The sequence below is a fragment of the Blastococcus sp. CT_GayMR19 genome, assembly GCF_004570385.1.
GTDB lineage: Bacteria > Actinomycetota > Actinomycetes > Mycobacteriales > Geodermatophilaceae > Blastococcus_B.
Genome location: NZ_SPQL01000012.1, coordinates 49,908 through 67,034, shown reverse-complemented (window position 1 = coordinate 67,034; position 17,127 = coordinate 49,908). Strand labels below are relative to the sequence as shown.

The 17,127-nt window shown below is 74.8% G+C and carries 22 protein-coding genes; 10 read left to right on the top strand and 12 right to left on the bottom strand.

All coding sequences use genetic code 11. From position 1 onward, the window contains the following. Window positions 1-17: 17 nt before the first annotated feature. The gene (glp, locus tag E4P39_RS16545) at window positions 18-1,463 is read right to left on the bottom strand and encodes a gephyrin-like molybdotransferase Glp (protein ID WP_209306574.1); all 1,446 of its coding nucleotides are present in this window, start codon (window positions 1,461-1,463) and stop codon (window positions 18-20) included. Between the two features lie 199 nt (window positions 1,464-1,662). Between glp and E4P39_RS16540 the strand changes: the two genes are divergently transcribed. From E4P39_RS16540 to E4P39_RS16530, 3 genes are all read left to right on the top strand, one after another. Next, entirely contained in the window at window positions 1,663-2,256 is a 594-nt protein-coding gene (locus E4P39_RS16540) for a 5-formyltetrahydrofolate cyclo-ligase (RefSeq protein ID WP_135137668.1), read from the top strand. 74 nt (window positions 2,257-2,330) lie between these two features. Continuing rightward, window positions 2,331-3,593, top strand: coding sequence for a CaiB/BaiF CoA-transferase family protein (locus E4P39_RS16535; RefSeq protein WP_135137667.1), 1,263 nt, complete (start codon window positions 2,331-2,333; stop codon window positions 3,591-3,593). Continuing rightward, window positions 3,590-5,131: a carboxyl transferase domain-containing protein gene (locus tag E4P39_RS16530; RefSeq protein ID WP_135137666.1), complete on the top strand. Its 1,542-nt coding sequence runs from the start codon at window positions 3,590-3,592 to the stop codon at window positions 5,129-5,131. The genes E4P39_RS16535 and E4P39_RS16530 overlap by 4 nt, the downstream gene beginning before the upstream one ends. A 117-nt stretch (window positions 5,132-5,248) precedes the next feature. On the opposite strand, the gene E4P39_RS16525 is transcribed toward E4P39_RS16530, so the two are convergent. The 7 genes from E4P39_RS16525 to E4P39_RS16500 all read right to left on the bottom strand — a co-directional run bounded on the left by E4P39_RS16525 (window position 5,249) and on the right by E4P39_RS16500 (window position 9,764). Further along, window positions 5,249-6,280, bottom strand: coding sequence for an LLM class flavin-dependent oxidoreductase (locus E4P39_RS16525; RefSeq protein WP_135137665.1), 1,032 nt, complete (start codon window positions 6,278-6,280; stop codon window positions 5,249-5,251). Between the two features lie 38 nt (window positions 6,281-6,318). After that, window positions 6,319-6,819 (bottom strand): MarR family transcriptional regulator, encoded by a 501-nt coding sequence (locus tag E4P39_RS16520; RefSeq protein WP_135137664.1) that lies wholly within the window; start codon window positions 6,817-6,819, stop codon window positions 6,319-6,321. Window positions 6,820-6,890: 71 nt separating this feature from the next. Beyond that, the gene (locus E4P39_RS16515) at window positions 6,891-7,721 is read right to left on the bottom strand and encodes a DUF2182 domain-containing protein (RefSeq protein WP_135137663.1); all 831 of its coding nucleotides are present in this window, start codon (window positions 7,719-7,721) and stop codon (window positions 6,891-6,893) included. Between the two features lie 4 nt (window positions 7,722-7,725). After that, entirely contained in the window at window positions 7,726-8,328 is a 603-nt protein-coding gene (locus E4P39_RS16510; RefSeq protein ID WP_135137662.1) for a DUF1326 domain-containing protein, read from the bottom strand. Between the two features lie 147 nt (window positions 8,329-8,475). Further along, on the bottom strand, window positions 8,476-8,772 hold the full coding sequence (locus E4P39_RS16505) for a hypothetical protein (protein ID WP_135137661.1): 297 nt from the start codon (window positions 8,770-8,772) through the stop codon (window positions 8,476-8,478). Window positions 8,773-8,881: 109 nt separating this feature from the next. Continuing rightward, on the bottom strand, window positions 8,882-9,127 hold the full coding sequence (locus E4P39_RS23320) for a hypothetical protein (protein ID WP_348633822.1): 246 nt from the start codon (window positions 9,125-9,127) through the stop codon (window positions 8,882-8,884). Beyond that, window positions 9,051-9,764: a helix-turn-helix transcriptional regulator gene (locus E4P39_RS16500; protein WP_348633821.1), complete on the bottom strand. Its 714-nt coding sequence runs from the start codon at window positions 9,762-9,764 to the stop codon at window positions 9,051-9,053. The genes E4P39_RS23320 and E4P39_RS16500 overlap by 77 nt, the downstream gene beginning before the upstream one ends. Window positions 9,765-9,946: 182 nt before the next feature. On the opposite strand from E4P39_RS16500, the gene E4P39_RS16495 reads away from it, so the two are divergent. The 5 genes from E4P39_RS16495 to E4P39_RS16475 all read left to right on the top strand — a co-directional run bounded on the left by E4P39_RS16495 (window position 9,947) and on the right by E4P39_RS16475 (window position 13,231). Continuing rightward, window positions 9,947-10,813: an SDR family oxidoreductase gene (locus tag E4P39_RS16495; RefSeq protein WP_135137660.1), complete on the top strand. Its 867-nt coding sequence runs from the start codon at window positions 9,947-9,949 to the stop codon at window positions 10,811-10,813. A gap of 246 nt (window positions 10,814-11,059) precedes the next feature. Next, window positions 11,060-11,413: an FmdB family zinc ribbon protein gene (locus tag E4P39_RS16490; protein ID WP_135137659.1), complete on the top strand. Its 354-nt coding sequence runs from the start codon at window positions 11,060-11,062 to the stop codon at window positions 11,411-11,413. A 97-nt stretch (window positions 11,414-11,510) separates the two neighbouring features. Further along, window positions 11,511-12,140: a Flp pilus assembly protein CpaB gene (cpaB, locus tag E4P39_RS16485; RefSeq protein ID WP_135137658.1), complete on the top strand. Its 630-nt coding sequence runs from the start codon at window positions 11,511-11,513 to the stop codon at window positions 12,138-12,140. 48 nt (window positions 12,141-12,188) lie between these two features. Then, on the top strand, window positions 12,189-12,674 hold the full coding sequence (mscL, locus tag E4P39_RS16480) for a large conductance mechanosensitive channel protein MscL (RefSeq protein ID WP_245159893.1): 486 nt from the start codon (window positions 12,189-12,191) through the stop codon (window positions 12,672-12,674). Window positions 12,675-12,805: 131 nt separating this feature from the next. Continuing rightward, window positions 12,806-13,231, top strand: coding sequence for an ester cyclase (locus E4P39_RS16475; RefSeq protein ID WP_135137657.1), 426 nt, complete (start codon window positions 12,806-12,808; stop codon window positions 13,229-13,231). Between the two features lie 48 nt (window positions 13,232-13,279). On the opposite strand, the gene E4P39_RS16470 is transcribed toward E4P39_RS16475, so the two are convergent. Beyond that, on the bottom strand, window positions 13,280-13,969 hold the full coding sequence (locus E4P39_RS16470; RefSeq protein ID WP_135137656.1) for a YbaK/EbsC family protein: 690 nt from the start codon (window positions 13,967-13,969) through the stop codon (window positions 13,280-13,282). 166 nt (window positions 13,970-14,135) lie between these two features. On the opposite strand from E4P39_RS16470, the gene E4P39_RS16465 reads away from it, so the two are divergent. Together E4P39_RS16465 and E4P39_RS16460 are read left to right on the top strand one after the other, a co-directional pair. Continuing rightward, on the top strand, window positions 14,136-14,492 hold the full coding sequence (locus tag E4P39_RS16465; protein WP_135137655.1) for a VOC family protein: 357 nt from the start codon (window positions 14,136-14,138) through the stop codon (window positions 14,490-14,492). After that, window positions 14,489-14,911 carry a PaaI family thioesterase gene (locus tag E4P39_RS16460; RefSeq protein WP_135137654.1) on the top strand — a complete coding sequence of 141 codons (423 nt, stop codon included), beginning with the start codon at window positions 14,489-14,491 and terminating at the stop codon, window positions 14,909-14,911. The genes E4P39_RS16465 and E4P39_RS16460 overlap by 4 nt, the downstream gene beginning before the upstream one ends. On the opposite strand, the gene E4P39_RS16455 is transcribed toward E4P39_RS16460, so the two are convergent. Genes E4P39_RS16455 through E4P39_RS16445 form a run of 3 tightly spaced genes read right to left on the bottom strand, consistent with a single transcriptional unit; the run spans window position 14,869 to window position 17,072 of the window. Beyond that, complete coding sequence (locus E4P39_RS16455; protein ID WP_135137653.1) at window positions 14,869-15,828, bottom strand: MSMEG_6728 family protein; 960 nt, start codon at window positions 15,826-15,828, stop codon at window positions 14,869-14,871. The two genes, E4P39_RS16460 and E4P39_RS16455, sit on opposite strands and share 43 nt — an antisense overlap. Before the next feature lie 39 nt (window positions 15,829-15,867). Further along, a complete protein-coding gene (locus E4P39_RS16450) occupies window positions 15,868-16,173 on the bottom strand; it encodes a biopolymer transporter Tol (protein ID WP_135137652.1) in 306 nt (101 codons plus the stop codon). Next, the gene (locus E4P39_RS16445) at window positions 16,170-17,072 is read right to left on the bottom strand and encodes an NAD-dependent protein deacetylase (protein ID WP_245159892.1); all 903 of its coding nucleotides are present in this window, start codon (window positions 17,070-17,072) and stop codon (window positions 16,170-16,172) included. Before E4P39_RS16445 ends, E4P39_RS16450 begins: the two co-directional genes overlap by 4 nt. Window positions 17,073-17,127: the final 55 nt, after the last annotated feature.

Genomic DNA, 17,127 nt, shown 5'->3' with positions numbered 1-17,127 from the left:
GCAGGGTGGCGTCCAGCTCAGCCGCCGAGGAGCAGGGGCATCACGGTGACCAGACCGCCGGCGGCCACCTCCGTGACGTCCTCGTCGATGACGATGAGGCAGTTGGCGCGGGCCATGCGGGCGAGCAGCGCCTCGGTGCCGTCACCGACGGGCTCGACGACGTAGCCGCCGTCCGGATGGCGCATCACAGTGCCGTGCAGGTACTGGCGGTAGCCCAGCGGCGACATCAGCGGCTGCCCGGCGATCGCCTGCACGGTGCGGCGGAAGAGCTGGCGCTTGCCGAGCATCAGCCGGATCGCAGGGCGGACGAACACCTCGAAGGCGACCAGCGCGGCCACCGGCTCGCCGGGGATGCAGATGACCGGGACGTCGTCGCGTCCCATGCGCCCGAAACCCTGCGCGGGCCCCGGGTGCATCGAGACCTGGCGGAAACGCATCTGGCCGAGCTCGTTGAGCGTCTCCTGCACCAGGTCGAACCCCCCGCTGGCGAAGGTGCCGGCGATGAGCACCAGGTCGCTGCGCAGCAGCTGGCTCTCCAGGACCTCGGCGAGGCGGCGCTTGTCCGACGGAAGGATCCCGGAACGGTAGGCCTCGGCGCCGGCGTCCCGCGCCGCCGCGGCGAGCGCGTAGCTGTTGACGTCCACCACCTGGCCCGGCGCCGGCGACGTCCCGACGTCGACGAGCTCGGTGCCGGCGCAGAGGACGGCGATCCGCGGCCTCGGCCGCACGAGCACCCGCTCCCGGCCGACCGCCGCCAGCAGGCTGATCTGCGCGGGGCCGATCGGCGTCCCGATCTGGACGGCGGGATCACCCGGTGCGACGTCGTCGCCGGTGCGGCGCACGTAACTGCCGGCCGGCGGTCCCGCGTGGACGCCGACCCGTACCGCGCCCTGGTCGGTCCACACCGCGGGGACGACGACGTCCGCGCCCGCCGGCAGCATCGCCCCGGCGGCCACCTTGAGGGCGAGGCCGGGTCCGATGGAGGACGGCGCACTCGCCCCGGCGACGCTCTCCCCCACCACGGCCAGCCCGACCGGCTCGTCGGGGGTGGCCGCCGCGATGTCCTCGGAGCGGGCGGCGTACCCGTCGAGCGCGGCCTGGTCGAAGGCGGGCAGCGCCCGCGCGCTGACCACCTCCTCCGCGCAGAGCAGGCCCTGGGCGTCCAGGACCGCGAGCTCGATGGGGTCGGGCTGCGGAACGGCGGCGAGGATCTCGTCGAGGTGCCGCGTCACGGTGCGGACCTGCGCGAGCCCCTCCGACAGCTGCACCGGGTAGGCCGGCGCCGGTTGCTCGACCGGCGGCTCCGGCTCCTCCACGAACTCGGCCCGTGAGCGGACGGCGGCGCGGACGGGGGCCGGACGGACGGCCTGGGTGTCCCACGAGGCGGCCGCCGGGTGCGTCGGCCCGCGGCGCAGGTCCACCTCCGCGGTGTCCCGTCGACCGCCCGTGCTGTCCTCGCTCATCCTCACCACCGTCGCTCTGCCGTGCCGTTCGCCGCCTGCCGACACCGGCCTGTGCGGCGTCCCCTGCCCGGGTCCATCCGGTCCGGAGCCGCCGTGCAGCCCCGATGGTGCCCCGGTTCGGCGCCGGTCAGGCCCGCGACGCGCTGTCGGCGGACCGCTCGGGGGACGAAGTCTCGCAGGAACGCCCTAGCCTTCCCCGGTGACCTCCCCGCGCGAGACCGGTGCCGAAAAGTCCGCCCTGCGGTCACTGGTCCTCGCCCGGCGCGCCGCGCAGCCGGAGGCCGGGCGGACCGCGGCGTCCGCGGCGATCGTCGCGGCGCTCCTGCCGGGCCTGGCGAAGGTCCGGGCCTTCGCCGCGTACGTGCCCGAGGAGACCGAGCCCGGTCACGGCCGCCTGCCGGCCGCCTACACCCAGCTCGGCGCCCGCGTGCTGCTCCCGGTGGTCCCTCCGGGCGGCGAGGAACTGGCGTGGGCGGTGGACACCGGCCGGCTGGCCCCCGGCCGCTTCGGTCTCCTCGAGCCGCTGGGTCCGCGGCTCGGCCCGACCGCGATCGGGACCGCCGACGTGGTCGTCGTGCCGGCGTTGTCGGTGGCGCGCGACGGCGGCCGGCTCGGCCGCGGCGGTGGCTACTACGACCGGGCCCTGCTGCACGCCCGCCCGGACGCCGTCGTGGTGGCGCTCGTGTTCGACGACGAGCTCGTCGACGCCCTCCCGTCCGAGCCGCACGACCACCGCGTCGACGCCGTCGTCACACCGTCGGGGGGCTGGCAGGCGCTACCGGTGAGTCACTGAGACAGTGGTCTGACCTGCAATTCGCCGATCTCGGGGCCGCGCTCCCCGGATCGGCCGTGAAGGAGAGGCACCACGTGAGCGGACCACTGGACGGCGTCCTCGTCGTCGACCTCACCCGGGCCCTCGCCGGGCCGCACGCCGGGATGATGCTCGGCGACCTCGGCGCGCGCGTGATCAAGGTGGAGACCCCGGGCGGCGGTGACGACAGCCGCGGGTGGGGCCCGCCGTTCGTCGACACCCCCGACGGCGGGCGGGAGTCGACCTACTTCTTCTCCGCCAACCGGAACAAGGAGTCGATCGCCCTCGACCTCAAGGACGACGGCGACAAGGCGGTGCTCACCGAGCTGCTGCGCCGGGCCGACGTGCTGATGGAGAACTTCCGTCCGGGCACCCTGGACCGGCTCGGCTTCGGCACCGACGTGCTGGCCGGGCTCAACCCCCGGCTGGTCACCCTCGCGATCTCCGGGTTCGGGCACGACGGCCCGGAGGGCGGCCGGGCCGGCTACGACCAGATCGCCCAGGGCGAGGCCGGCCTCATGTCGATGACCGGGTCCGGCCCCGACGACCCGCAGAAGGTCGGCGTCCCGATCAGCGACCTGCTGGCCGGCATGTACGGCGCCTACGGCGTGCTGGCCGCGCTGCTCGAGCGCGAGCGCACCGGCCGCGGGCAGGTGGTGCGCACGTCGCTGCTCTCCGCCGTCGTCGGCGTGCACGCCTACCAGGGGACGGCGCACACCGTGGGCGGGAAGGTCCCCCGCGGGCAGGGCAACCACCACCCCTCCATCTCCCCCTACGGCCTCTTCCACTGCGCCGGCGGCGGCAGCGTGCAGCTGTCCTGCGGCAGCGAGGGGCTGTGGCGGCGGCTGTGCACCGAGTTCGGGCTGGACGCCGAGGCCCCCGGCTTCGCCACGAACGGCGAGCGGGTCGCGCGGCGCGGGGAGGTCATCGAGCTGCTGGAGCGGACCTTCGCCGACATCGATGCCTCCGAGCTGCTGGCCCGGCTGTCCAAGGCCGGCGTGCCCGCGGGCAAGGTCCGCACGCTGGACGAGGTCTACTCCTGGGACCAGGTCGAGTCGCAGGGCCTGAAGATCTCCGTCGAGCACGCGACCGCGGGCACCCTGACCCTGCCCGGCCCGCCGTTGCGCTTCTTCGACGCCGGCCCGGACGGCGAGACCGAGACCACCCGGCGCGACCACACCCCTCCCCCCGTCCTCGGGGCCGACGGCGCCGCGATCCGGGCGTGGCTGTCCGGATCGGCGGGGTCCGGATCAGCGGGGTCCGGTCCGGCCGAGGGCGTGCCGCAGGCCGGTGAGGTCCCGGACGGGCACGCGACATGAGCGCGCCGGCGGCCGGGAAGCCCAAGCGGCTGGACGCCCGGTCTCTGCGCGATCTCGTCCTGGACGCGGGGTCGTGGAAGACCTGGGACTCCCCCGTGCCGCCGCGGGAGGTCGACGACGACTACGCCGCCGAGCTGGCGGCCGCCGCGGCGAAGACCCGCCAGGACGAATCGATCATCACCGGCGAGGGGACGCTGCGCGGGCGTCGCGTCGCCGTCGTCGCCGGCGAGTTCGGCTTCCTCGCCGGGTCGATCGGCGTCGCGGCCGCGGAACGGCTCATCGCGGCGGTCGAGCGCGCCACCGAGGAGGGCCTGCCGCTGCTGGCGGCGCCCGTCTCCGGTGGCACCCGGATGCAGGAGGGCACGGTCGCCTTCCTGCAGATGATCGGCATCACCGCCGCCGTCGCCCGGCACAAGGAGGCGGGTCTCCCCTACCTCGTGTACCTGCGGCACCCGACGTTCGGCGGGGTGCTGGCCTCATGGGGTTCCACCGGCCACGTCACGATCGCCGAGCCCGGGGCCTCGATCGGCTTCCTGGGGCCGCGCGTCTACGAGTCGCTCTACGGCGAGCCGTTCCCGCCGGGCGTGCAGACCGCGGAGAACCTCGCCGACCACGGGCTGATCGACGCCGTCGTACCGCACGAGGAGGTCGCCGAGGTCGCCGACCGGGCCCTCCGGGTGCTCGCCGCCCGGGCGACCTGGCACCGCGACGTCGCCGGCGCGGAGCGGCCGACGGCCGAGGACGGCACCGACACCGACGACCCGGAGGACGGCCGCAGCGCGTGGGACGTCGTCACGGCGTCCCGCCGGGAGGACCGGCCGGGGGTGCGCCGGCTGCTGCGCACCGCGGCGACCGACGTCGTCGGCCTCTCCGGCACCGGAGCCGGGGAGAAGGATCCCGGGCTCCTGCTGGCCCTGGCCCGCTTCGGCGGCGCGCCCTGCGTGGTGCTCGGCCAGGACCGCCGCGGGCAGAGCCTGACCGCCCCCCTCGGGCCGGCGGCGCTGCGCGAGGCCCGGCGCGGCATGCACCTCGCCGCGGAGCTCCGGCTGCCGCTGGTCACCCTGATCGACACACCCGGCGCGGCGCTGTCGCGGGAGGCCGAGGAGGGCGGGATGGCCGGTGAGATCGCCCGCTGCCTCCAGGACCTGGTCATGCTCAAGGCCCCCACCCTCGCCGTCCTCCTGGGGCAGGGCACGGGGGGCGGGGCCCTGGCCCTGGCGCCCGCGGACCGGGTGCTGGCCGCGGCCAACGGCTGGCTCGGACCGCTGCCGCCCGAGGGTGCCTCGGCCATCGTGCACCGGACCACCGACCGGGCCGGCGACATGGCTGCCGCGCAGGGCGTCCGGGCCACGGACCTCTGGCGGGCCGGCATCGTCGACCGGGTGGTGCCGGAGCGGCCGGACGCCGCCGACGAGCCGATCGAATTCTGCCGGCGGCTCGGCCGGGTGCTCGGCGAGGAGCTGGCCGGGCTCCTGGGCCGGGACGACGGCGAGCGCTTCCGCCGCCGGCTGCACCGCTACCGCCACCTGGGCCGCTGACGCCGCTCTCCCCCGATCCGGCGATCGCCGGAACCGCGGTACTACCGCCGGAGCCGCTCTGCACGGTGGCTCCGGCGGTAGTGCGGCGGCGGTACGTCCACCGGCGGTAGCGCGGCCTCAGGCGGCGGTCCGTCCTCGGGACGGCGCCAGGCCCCACGCGTCCGCGAGGAGCTCCAGGCTGCGCACCCGCTCGGCCCCGCCGTGCGTGCTGGACGTGACCATGACCTCGTCGGCACCGGTGTCGGCGGCGAGCCGGCGCAGCTGGTCGACGGCGCGGTCGGGCGCGCCCACGATCCAGTTGGTCGGCATGGCCTCGGCCGTCGGCCGTTCCGGGTCCACCTCGGCCTCGGCCAGGCTCGGCACCGGCCGAAGGCGGTTCGTGCGGATGGCCAGCATCATCAGCCGCCCGGGGAGGGCCAGCCGCTGCGCCTCCTCGTCGGTGCCGGCCGTCAGCACGTTCGCGGTGATCATCGTGTGCGGGCGGTCGAGCACGCGGGAGGGACGGAAGGAGTCCCGGTAGAGCTCGACGGCGGCCTGCGCGTGCGTGCCGAAGTGGTGGGCGTAGTTGAACGGCAGGCCGAGCGCGCCGGCCAACTGCGCCGAGAAACCGCTCGACCCGAGCAGCACGACCTCCGGGGCCGAGCGGGCGGCCGGGGTCGCGACGAACCGCTCCGCAAGCCCGCCCGCGACGCGCTCGTCGCCGAGCAGACCGAGCAGGTCCAGCAGGTGCTGCGGGAAGTCCTCGGCCGACAGGGCGGCGGGGTCGCGGCGCAGCGCCAGCGCGGTCCGCTGGTCGGTGCCGGGGGCGCGCCCGATGCCGAGGTCGATCCGGCCGGGGTGCAGGGCCTCGAGCATGGCGAACTGCTCGGCGACGACGAGCGGGGCGTGGTTGGGCAGCATCACGCCGCCCGACCCGACCCTGATCCGCTCGGTCACCGCGGCCAGGTGGGCGATCAGCACCGGCGGGCTCGTGCTCGCCACGGCCGGCATGTTGTGGTGCTCGGCGACCCAGAGGCGCGTGTAGCCGAGCCGGTCGGCGGCCCGGGCGACCCGGGCGGTGGCGGCCAGGGCATCGGCGGAGGACTGGCCCGTGCCGACCGTGGCCAGCTCGAGGACGGACAGGGGCAGGGGAGGCGCGGACTCGGACATCACCCGTCGCAACGTCGCCGGAGTGCCCGCGGCTTCCCCTACCGGTCGGAGCGCACGTCCGCCCCGTGCTCGACCCGCAGGCTGCGGTCGGGATCGAGCCCCTCGACGACCGCCTGCAGCGCCTCACCGAGCACGCGGGCCTGCTCGTCGGTCAGGGGCCCGAACATCGCCTCGCGGACGGCGTCCACGTGGCCCGGCGCCACCGCCCGGACGACGTCCCACCCTGCGTCGGTGAGGACGGCGAGTGCGCCCCGCCCGTCCTCGGTGGCCCGCTCCCGGCGGACCCAGCCGCGCTCCTCCAGCCGGGCCACGGTGTGCGAGAGCCGGCTCTGCGACTGGTTCGCCCGGCGGGCGAGGTCGCTCATCCGGCGGCTGCGGTGGGGCGCCTCGGACAGCATCGCCAGCACGATGTAGGCGGCATGGCTCAGGCCCGCGTCGCGCTGCAGCTGGGCGTCGAGCGTCCGCGGCAGGAGCTCGGCGAGCGTCAGCCAGGCCCGCCAGGTCCGCTGCTGCTGCTCGTCGAGCCACTGCTGTCCCACGATGCGACCGTACTGTTCCACGGGCACTGCGCCGTATGCAGTGGCCCTGAGCCCGTCGACGCCGGGAGGCGCTAGGAGCCCATCGGCTCCATCTCGGTCATCCGGTCGGTGCCCGGAACGGTGAGGGCCGGGACCGCGTGGGGTGCGGCGAGCAGCAGCACGCCCAGGGCGAGCATGACGACCGCCGTTCCGTACGTCGCCACCCGGCGCCACGGCAGGGTCTTCTCGATGGCGATCAGTGCGGCGACGAAGGCCATCCAGGCGACGCTCATGACGCCCAGCGCGAAGAGGGACGCCATCAGCGCCCAGCAGCAGCCGACGCACCAGGCGCCGTGCCTCATGCCCATCCCCAGGGCACCCCGGTGGCCTTCCCGCCAGGCGCCGAGCAGGAAGCCCAGCGGACTGCGGCACTTGCCGAGGCAGACGGCCTTCAGCGGGCTCAGCTCGTACGCCGCCGCGACGACGAGCGTGGCGCCCGCGACCCACCGGCCCGCGCGGTCCCACTCGAGCAGGTCGCCCGAGGCCCGGCCCACGATCGACGCCAGCGTGAAGGCGACCAGCCCGGCGCCGGCCCAGGTCACCAGGTAGCCCGCCGCGAACAGCAGCGGCGAGAGCGGGGACCGCTGCCTGGTCATGCGCGCGTACAGGGCGACCGTCGGCGCGACCGACGGGAACATCATCGCGGCCATCATCACGACCCAGGTCCCGACGAACCAGGCCAGGGATCCCAGACCGGTCCACGGCCCCTGGTCCATGCCCTGCATCTGCTGGACCGTCCACCACCAGCCGGCGCCGGCGAGGGCGAACAGCAGCGCGACCAGCCCGAGCCGGACGCGAACCGCCGCGAAGGCCGGTGCGAGACCGCCGCCCTCGGTGTGGCGATCCTGCGCCGGAGCGCTCATCGCCTCAGGCGGCCCAGGAGAACTCGGCGGTCGAGAGCCCGGTCCTGCCCTCGTACTGGATCCCGAAGGCGTCGATCCGCGAACTGCGCGCCTCGGCCATCGTCAGGTTCGACCCGACGGGGTGGAACATGCCGTCGAACCGGACCGGCTGACCGTCCTCCTTGCCGAACGGCACGATGTCCTGGACCTCGAACTCGATGACGTCGCCGACGCGGACACTGTGCAGCAGCCCGTCGTCGCTCATCGTGATGGCCGCCCGCTCGACGCCGACGACTTCCCCCACCAGGGGTGCGAGCGCGCCCATCGGGCCGCCGAGCTGCCCGCCGAAGACCTTGACCAGCTTGTCGAACTGGTCGTCGGTGGCCTGGTCGTCGACGAACATCCCGAGCCGCCAGTTGCCGTCGGTCATGACCTTCGGGGTGTCGATGATCGTCACCACCCGGCGGCCGCTGACGTCGGTGCCGTCGACCTCGCCCGACCGTATGTCGAAGGCGAGCGTCGCCCGGCAGTAGTCGTAGGTGGCCCCGTGGTCGAACGAGAGATTGCACGGACACATCAGCTCGCACGAACAGGTCTCGGCGTAGCTGCCCGTGAGGTTCCACGTCATCGCAGGCTCCCTCCGGAGGCCGCAAGTCTCCATCCGGCGGACGAAACGGGTCAACCACCTCGCGAGCGTCGAGCCCGGTCGGGCCCGGTCGGGCAGTCGCCGCGACGGCGGGTAGCCACGGCGGGGAGGCCGATCGGGGCACCTCGATCAGGGCCGGGGGTTGGACCGCGTCCAGCCGCGCTCGTCCCGGCGGGCGCCGAGCGCGGCGTGGCAGCAGCGGCACACGGCCTGCACGCCCTCGGCGTGCCGGCCCGATTCCGGCTGGACGTCGGCCCAGCTGACGTTCGGGAAGCGGGTCAGCCGGGATCTGCTCAGCGACAGCCCGCAGACCGTCTCGTTGCGTCCAGGCGCCCAGGCGTGGACCTCGCCGGCGGGATAGCGGATGCCGTCGTCGGGGTCGATCCACTGATCGGCGGCCGCGGCCGCCGCACTGCGCACTCCCATGCGGGCACCCGTACCCGCCGTTCCCCGGCTGATGACCGTTCCCGCGGACCGGTTCGAGGGCGAGGAAGCTCCCGGGAGAGGAGGCGGGCGACACGCCCAGCCGCCTGGGTCACGCCTGCTTCGGGGACGGCGGGGCGTCGGCCGGGTCATGAGTGGCAGCCCAGCTGGCGAGGAACCTCAGCGAGTCGTCGGCGGGTGAGCCTGCTTCGGCGCTGAACGCGATCAGCGACAGGCCAGGGTCGGCAGGCAGCTCCATGACCTCGTAGGACAGGTGCAGGTCACCGACGACGGGGTGGTGGAAGGACTTTGATCCCGGTGCGGTGCAGGCGGACGTCGTGCGCGGCCCAGCGGGCACGGAAGGCGTCGCTGTGCGTGGACAGCTCCCCCACGAGGTCGGTCAGCCCCTTGTCGTAAGGGTTCCGGCCCGCTTCGAGGCGCAGCGCGGCCACGGTGTCGTCCGCGGCCCGCTCCCAGTCGATCCAGAAGTCGCGAGCGCCGGGATCGAGGAAGCAGAACCGGGCGTGGTTGACCGGCCGGGCCGGGGCGGCGAACACCGGGGCGAACAGCGCCCTGCCCAGCGCATTCGCGGCGAGCAGGTCGAGGGTCCCGCTGTTCACGATGGCGGGAACCCCGGTCATCCCGGCGAGGACGCGCGCCAGACTGGGCCGGACCTGCTGCGCACGTGGCTTGCGCCGGGCGCGCGCGGCGGGGCCGGCGGCGCGGGCGAGGTCGCCCAGATGCACCCGCTCGGCTTCGTCCAGCTGCAGCGCCCGGGCCAGCGCCTCCAGCACGCTCTCCGAGACCCCGCTGAGGTTGCCCCGCTCGAGCTGGGCGTAGTACTCCACGCTGACGCCGGCCAGGTCGGCGACCTCGCTGCGGCGCAGGCCCGGCACGCGCCGGTTGCGGCTGTAGTGGGCCAGCCCGGCCTGCTCGGGGGTCAGCTTGGCCCGCCGGGTGCTGAGGAAGGCCTTGACCTCGTCACGGTTGCCCACGAGCCCAGGCTAGGGGCGGATCCCCCAGGCAGGGGTGGGCTGTCGGTACACCTCTCAGCAGTGACTTCTTCCTCCCGGCGACCCCCGGTTGCATGGTCGTCGCGGCCGCCGGCCGGGGCGTGGGACACCACTGGACCGGCGCCCGACACGGGACGCGCATCTGCGATGGAGGACGGACGAACATGGCTGACGACACGATGAAGAAGCAGGTCTGGCTGGTCACCGGTGCCGGCCGGGGCATGGGTGTGGACATCGCGCAGGCGGCCCTGGCCGCCGGTCACGCGGTCGTGGCCACCGGCCGCAACCCCGAGCGGGTCGCCGCTGCGCTCGGAGAACCGGACGACCTGCTGGCCGTGGCCCTGGACGTCACCGACCCGGCCGGCGCCCAGGCCGCCGTCCAGGCTGCCGTCGATCGGTTCGGCCGCATCGACGTGCTGGTCAACAACGCCGGCAACTTCCACGCCGGCTTCTTCGAGGAGATCAGCGACGACGACTTCCGGGCCCAGGTCGAGACCAATCTGTTCGGCCCGCTGAACGTCACCCGGGCCGCGCTGCCGGTTCTGCGCGCCCAGCGCTCCGGGCTCGTGGTGACCATGAGCTCGACCGCCGGCCTGATCGGACAGGAGTTCACCTCCGCCTACGCCGCGTCGAAGTTCGCCCTCGAGGGGTGGATGGAGTCGCTCGCGCCGGAGGTGGCTCCCTTCGGCGTCCGCACGCTGGTCGTCGAGCCCGGGTTCTTCCGCACCGACCTGCTCACGCCGGAGTCGACGAGCTACGCCGAGCCCTCGATCGAGGACTACGCAGAACGCACCCGCCGGACCGTCGCCGCCTGGACCGGCATGAACGGCCTGCAGGGCGGCGATCCCGCCAAGCTCGCGAAGGCGCTGGTCCAGCTCGCCGGCCAGGAGGAGCCGCCGGTGCGCTGGGTCGCCGGCGCCGACGCCGTCGCCGGCGTCGAGCAGAAGGCCAAGGACCTGCTTGCCCAGGTCGACGCCCACCGGGAGCTGTCATCGTCGCTCGCCCTCGACGACGCCACGGCGAACGCCTGACGTCCTGGATGAGCCAGTGTCGGGGAGCCCGCTGGCGCCGCACCCCACCAGTCGGCCGGGCGCGACGCCGGCCCTCGTCTGCCCTCCTCCGCCGCCGCGGCGTCACCGGTCACCCGCAGGGGGCGCGCGAAGGGAAGACTCGCCGCCGGACGTGGACGGACGGAACGGAATGGCGCATGATTAGCAGTCGCCGGGTGAGAGTGCCAGCCCGGCGACCGACCTCCGCTCGATCAGGGAGACCGCCCCGTGCCCACGTACCAGTACGCCTGCACCAACTCCGAGGGCAAGCACGAGTTCGAGCTGGTGCAGTCCTTCACCGACGCGCCGGTGAGCGAGTGCCCGCAGTGCGGCGCACCCGTGCGGAAGGTCTACGGCTCGGTGGGCGTGGTCTTCAAGGGCTCGGGCTTCTACCGGACCGACAGCCGCAAGTCCGCGACGGCGTCGGAGAAGGCCTCCTCCTCCTCCTCCTCCGGCTCCTCGTCCAAGGACGGCTCGTCGTCGGCGGCGAAGGAGAGCTCGTCCTCCTCGAACGGCACATCGTCGTCCCCCGCCCCCGCGGCGTCGACGTCGTCCGGCAGCGCTGCCAAGGCCGCGAACTGACGACGCCGGGTTCGCCCCGCCGTCCACAGCTCTGCGCACCGTCCACAACCTGACCCGGCCCCGGTAGCCGGGTCCCTCGAGGGCTCACCCTCGGGGCATGCCGCGCCTGCGCCGTCCCCGCTCCCCCGTGCACACCGCGCGGCGGACGGCGGCCGTCCTGCTGGCGGCGGCTGCGCTGTTCCTCGCCGCGCGTCCGGTCCCGGCTCCGGCGACGGCGCGCGTTCCCGCCGCGGTCCCGGTCGCGGTCGCGGCGCGCGACCTGCCGGCCGGGGCCGCCCTCTCGGGTTCCGACATCGCCGTGGCCAGGTGGCCCGCCGGCGTCCTCCCGGGCGGCGTGGTCGCGGACAGCCGGCCGCTCGTCGGCCGGGTGCTGGCCGGGGCGGTGCGGGCAGGTGAGCCGCTCACCGACATCCGGCTGGTGGGGCCCGGGCTGACCGCGCTGCTACCGGCGGGCCAGGTCGCCGCCCCCGTCCGGCTGGCCGACCTGGCGGTGGCCGCCCTGGTCCGCACCGGCGACCGGGTGGACGTCCTGGCGGCGCTGGCGGATGCCGGGCAGGCGGAGGTCGTGGCCGGCGGGGCGCTCGTGCTGGCCGCTCCGCGGCCCGCGTCCGCGGACGTCGATCCGGCGGCCGGACTGCTCGTGCTGGCGGTGGACGCGGCCACGGCCGCCCGGCTCGCCGCGGTGTCCACCACGGCGACCCTGACCGTCAGCCTGCCGCCGCCGTGACGGCACCCGGGGTCACCTGGCACATCGGCGGTATGGGTGGATGTCCGGGTGTTGACCAGCTTCGGCGGATTGCCCGACCTGCGCGAGTTCCCCGGCTACCGGGGTCTGTCCGGCTTCAAGAAGTTCCTGCTCCGGGGGAACATCGTCGACCTCGCGGTCGCCGTCGTCATCGGGACGGCGTTCACCGCGGTGGTCACGTCCTTCGGGAAGTCCTTCCTCGAGCCGCTGATCGGGCTGGTCGGCGGTGGCGGCCGGCTGGGCGGCACGTTCTCCCTGGGCGGGCAGACCTTCACCTGGGGGGCGTTCCTCAGTCAGGTGATCACCTTCGTGCTGACCGCGGCGGTCATCTACTTCCTCGTGGTGCTCCCGCTGCACAAGCTGCTCGAACGCGGAGCCACCGAGCCCGCGCCCGCCCCAGGGCCCACGGAGCTGCAACTGCTGGTGGAGATCAGGGATCTGCTGCGGGCCCAGCAGGGCATCGCGCCGCCCGACCCGTCCGTGGGCCGGCACAGTCCGCCGGCACCCGACAGCTGACCGGATCCCGCACGGTGTGGGCGACCGGAACTCTCCCCGCCGACCTGCGGGACGAAGGGCTCTGGAAGGAGCCGTAGCCGGGCGGCCAGGCTCCTCGGAGAGCTGCGGGGTCGCGCCGCGCAGGAGGAGTCATGACCGCTTTCCCCGAACGGGTCGAACAGGCACGGCAGCGGTGGAACGCCGGGGACCTGCCCGGCTACCTCGAGGTGTACGCCGAAGACCTGCGGTTCCACGGCGTGGAGCCGGACCCGATGGACAAGCCGACGGTGACCGCCTTCTACCAGCAGTTCTGGTCGGCTCTGGGCGCACCGGGGCGTCCCAACCCCGAGCTGCACTTCCACGAGCACCTCGTCGACGGCGATCTGTACAGCTGCCGGTTCACCGTGTCCGGCGAGCACCGCGGGAACTTCATGGGCGTTCCCGCCACGGGCCGGCCCTACGTCTTCGAGGGCATCACGATCATGCGGTTCCGCGGCGACCAGGTGGTCGAGCGCTGGACGACCGCCGACTTCCTGGGCCTGATGGTGCAGCTGGGCGCCGTCCCGGCCCCCGCCTGAGACGCGGCTCCTGCCCGGCCGGCGGTGGCCCGGTCGGGACGGACCGTCTCAGTCGCTGCCCCAGTGCGGCGGCCGTTCCTCCAGATAGCGCCGGTCGTCGTCCGGGGTCTCGACCCGTTCGCCCCAGCCGACGTCGCTGTCGTCCGGCGCCCGCTCGCGCCGGGACGGGCCCGACGCCTGGGCGGCGTCGGCTGCCGACAGCGGCTGCCCCAGCCCCTCCAGCACCACGGCCGCCGGCAGGGCGGACAGCACCGAGCCTGGGACGGCGAGCTTGCTGCCCCGGGTGCCCGAGCCGATGACCACCCAGTCGGCGGCCGCGACCGCGGGGTCGACGAGCACCGGCCAGTCCGTGGGCAGGCCCACCGGAGTGATCCCGCCGTAGGCCATGCCCGATTCGGCGACCGCGACGTCCTGGGGCGCGAACGAGGCCTTCCGCGCAGCCAGATGGCGGCGGACCAGCCCGTTGACGTCCGCCCGCGTCGTCGCCAGGACGACGCAGGCGGCCATGGTGGTCTGTCCCGCCCGGCGGGCGGCGACGACCACGCAGTTGGCCGACGCCTCGGCCGGCACCGCGTAGGCGTCGGTGAAGGCCGCCGTGTCGGCCAGGTCGTCATCGATCTCGGCCACGAAGACGGGGCCGGAGAGCAGCGGGAGCGCGGCCGCGACGGGCGCGCCGAGGAGGTCCGGGCGCTCGGCGGCCGGGACCCAGGTCAGCGAACCGAGCCGGGGTGCGGTCATCGGGCAGGAGCGGCAGGCAGGGCGGTCACCCCCCGATCCTGCGGCATGAGCGCCGGAGACCGCCGCCGGGATGGCCCGATCACCGTGCGGCGCGTGGCCCGATCCCGACGCAGCGCGGCCGGGAACCGACTGGTCGCGGCTCGGGGCCGCCCGCCAGGATGGGCCCATGATCGGTCAGCTCCATTCCGTCGTGGTCGACGCGCCCGACGCCCACGCCCTCGCCCGCTTCTACGCCGACCTCCTCGGCATGGAGGTCAAGGGCGACCCCGGCGACGACTGGGTGGTGATCACCGGCGCCGGCTACCGGATCGCCTTCCAGCAGGCGCCGGACCTCCAGCCGCCGGACTGGCCCGATCCCGACCGTCCGCAGCAGTTCCACCTCGACATACGGGTGGCCGACGTCGAGGAAGCCGAGCCGAAGGTCCTCGCCCTGGGGGCCAGGCGGCTGCCCGGCGAGGGCGGCGACTTCCGGGTCTACGCCGACCCGGTCGGCCACCCCTTCTGCCTGGTGTGGGACATATGAGCGAGCAGCTGCCGTCGGTGGACCTCACTGCCGCGAGCCCCTTCGTGGCCGCGATGAAGTTCGAGGTCACCGAGGCGACCGGCACGCGGGTCGCCGGACACGTCGAGCTCGGCCCGGACCAGCACACGCCGTGGGGCGTCGTCCACGGCGGGCTCTACTGCTCCATCGTGGAGTCCGCCGCCAGCATCGGGGCCAGCACCGCGGTCGTCGGGCACGGCCAGTTCGCCGTCGGTGTCAACAACAACACCGACTTCCTCCGCGCGATGACCGAGGGCCGGATCGACGTCCTCGCCGAGCCGATCCAGCAGGGGCGCACCCAGCAGCTCTGGCAGGTGCTGCTCACCCGCGCGGACGACGGCAAGCTGGTCGCCCGCGGTCAGGTCCGCCTGCAGAACGTCAAGCTGCCCGGCGGGAGCTGACGCCGGCCGAGCACGTCGGGGTCGAGGACGACGGAGAACAGCGCGCGGGGGTCCTGCAGGGTCGCGGGCGGGCGGGCGGCCGACCGGGGCACGACGCGGTCCCACCGAGCCGGCCGGCGGTGCGGCAGCAGCTCGCGTCCCTGGAACAGGTAGTCCCCGACGAGCTCGCCGAGCAGCAGGCCCGCGCCGTGCTCGATCGGAAGGGCGACGGGGTCCCCGGGCTTCATCTCGTCGAGGAACGAGGACAGCTGGCGCAGATCCTTCGCCGGACGGCGCCCCGACAGCTCCTTCGCGAGGGCCCGCAGCTCCGCCGGTGCCAGGCCGGTCGCGTCGACGTCGATCCCCGACTGGGTGCCCAGCCCGATCACTCCGGCCATCAGGCAGGCGCCCAGCTCGCCGTGGGCCCGGGGCCGCACCACCCACGTCCGCACGCCCTCGGGTTGCGGCGCGGGCGGGACGTCGTCCGGCTCCGGCCAGACGTAGGGCAGGTCGTCGGGCTCGGAGCCGAACCGCTCCTCGAATCGTGGCCGGTAGAAGGCCGGGTCCTTGGCGAGCAGGTTGGACCGGTGCGAGCGGTGCAGCGCCTCGTCGCCCACCCAGGAGGGCAGCGCCCCGGCCGCCGCCAGGTCGGCCTGCGCGAGGTCCACGACCTCGGGGGCGAACTCGGCGATCTGGTGCGCGGTGGTGTCGGCGAAGCCGCGCTCGCGCCAGACCCGCACCATCGCGAGGCCGTAGGCGACCAGCGCCGGCGTGCGGCCCCGCCACATGCGGACGGCGGGGTGGGTGGCCCAGCCGTAGTCGGGCAGCTCGATCGCCCGCAGGATCTGGAGGGTCTCCACCCGCTGCTTGCCCAGCCGCGGCGAGTCGAGCAGCCGGGCGCCGTCCTCGAAGTCGGCCACCGGCAGGAAGGTCTGCATCGCCGTCCAGTCTCGGTCAGCACCGGCCGGTCCGCCGGGTCAGCCCTCCAGCGCCCGGAGCGCGGCCTCCCAGCGCGCGCGCCGCGCGTCGTCGTCCTGGTCCCACCAGGCGGTGCCCCGCTCGCCCAGCCCGGTCTTCGCGAGCTGCACCCGCACGCGGGCAGCGGCCACCGCCGCCTCGTCGCCCGCGCGGCCGGCGGTGCGGACGCCGGAACGGGCGACGCCGAGGTGGTGCAGCAGCCGCGCCCGGACGTCGTCGGGCAGCGCCGGGTCGGCCGTCCGCCAGCGCCGTCCGTCGACGACGACGAAGCGTCCGTCGTCGGTGCGCTCGACCTCGCGGGTCATCCGGCCAGGCGGCGGGCCAGCGTGGGGAGCACCTCGCCCAGCGGGGCGTCGAGGCGGACGTCGGCCTTCGCGTCCCCGCGCGTCGGCCCGGCGGTGACGATCGCGACCGGGATGCCGAGCTTCGCGGCACGCAGCACGAACCGGTAGCCGCTCATGACGGTCAGGGAGGAGCCGAGGACGAGCAGGCTCGCGGCGCCGTCCACCAGGTCGAAGCAGTGATCCACCCGGTCGCGCGGCACGGTCTCCCCGAAGAAGACGACGTCGGGCTTGAGCGCCTCCTCACCGCAGACCAGGCACCCCACCATCACGAACCTGTCGAGCACCTCCTCGGGCAGCTCGACGTCGCCGTCGGGGTTCACCTCGTCGCTGCGCGCCCCGAAGGCGGGGTTGGCCTCCTGCAGGCGCTGGTCGAGGCCCTCCCGCGACGCGACGTCCCCGCAGTTCAGGCAGACGGTGCGGTCGAGCCCGCCGTGCAGCTCGACGACGTCCCGGGCGCCGCCGGCCTGGTGCAGCCCGTCCACGTTCTGGGTGATCACCCCGCCGACGAGACCGGCGGCCTGGAGCTCGCCCACGGCCCGGTGCCCGGCGTTCGGCCGCGCCTCCCGGATCTGCCGCCAGCCGACGAAGCTGCGCGCCCAGTAGCGATGCCGGCCACGGGGGTCCCGGGTGAAGGTCTGGTAGGTCATCGGCGTGTGCCGCCGCAGGGTGCCGGTGACCCCGCGGTAGTCCGGGATGCCCGAGTCGGTGGAGAGCCCGGCCCCGGACAGGACGACGACGTCGCCGCCGGCGACCAGCTCGGTGAGGGCACTCAGGGGCCCTGTGTCAGCCGAGAGGGGCATCGCGTCGGCGTCGAGGGGCATCGCGTCGGCACGGGGGCCGACGGCCGGCGCGGCGGTCACCGGACCATCGTCCCCTCCGATCGCCCGTTCCGCCGCGATCGGCCGGCGATCGCGG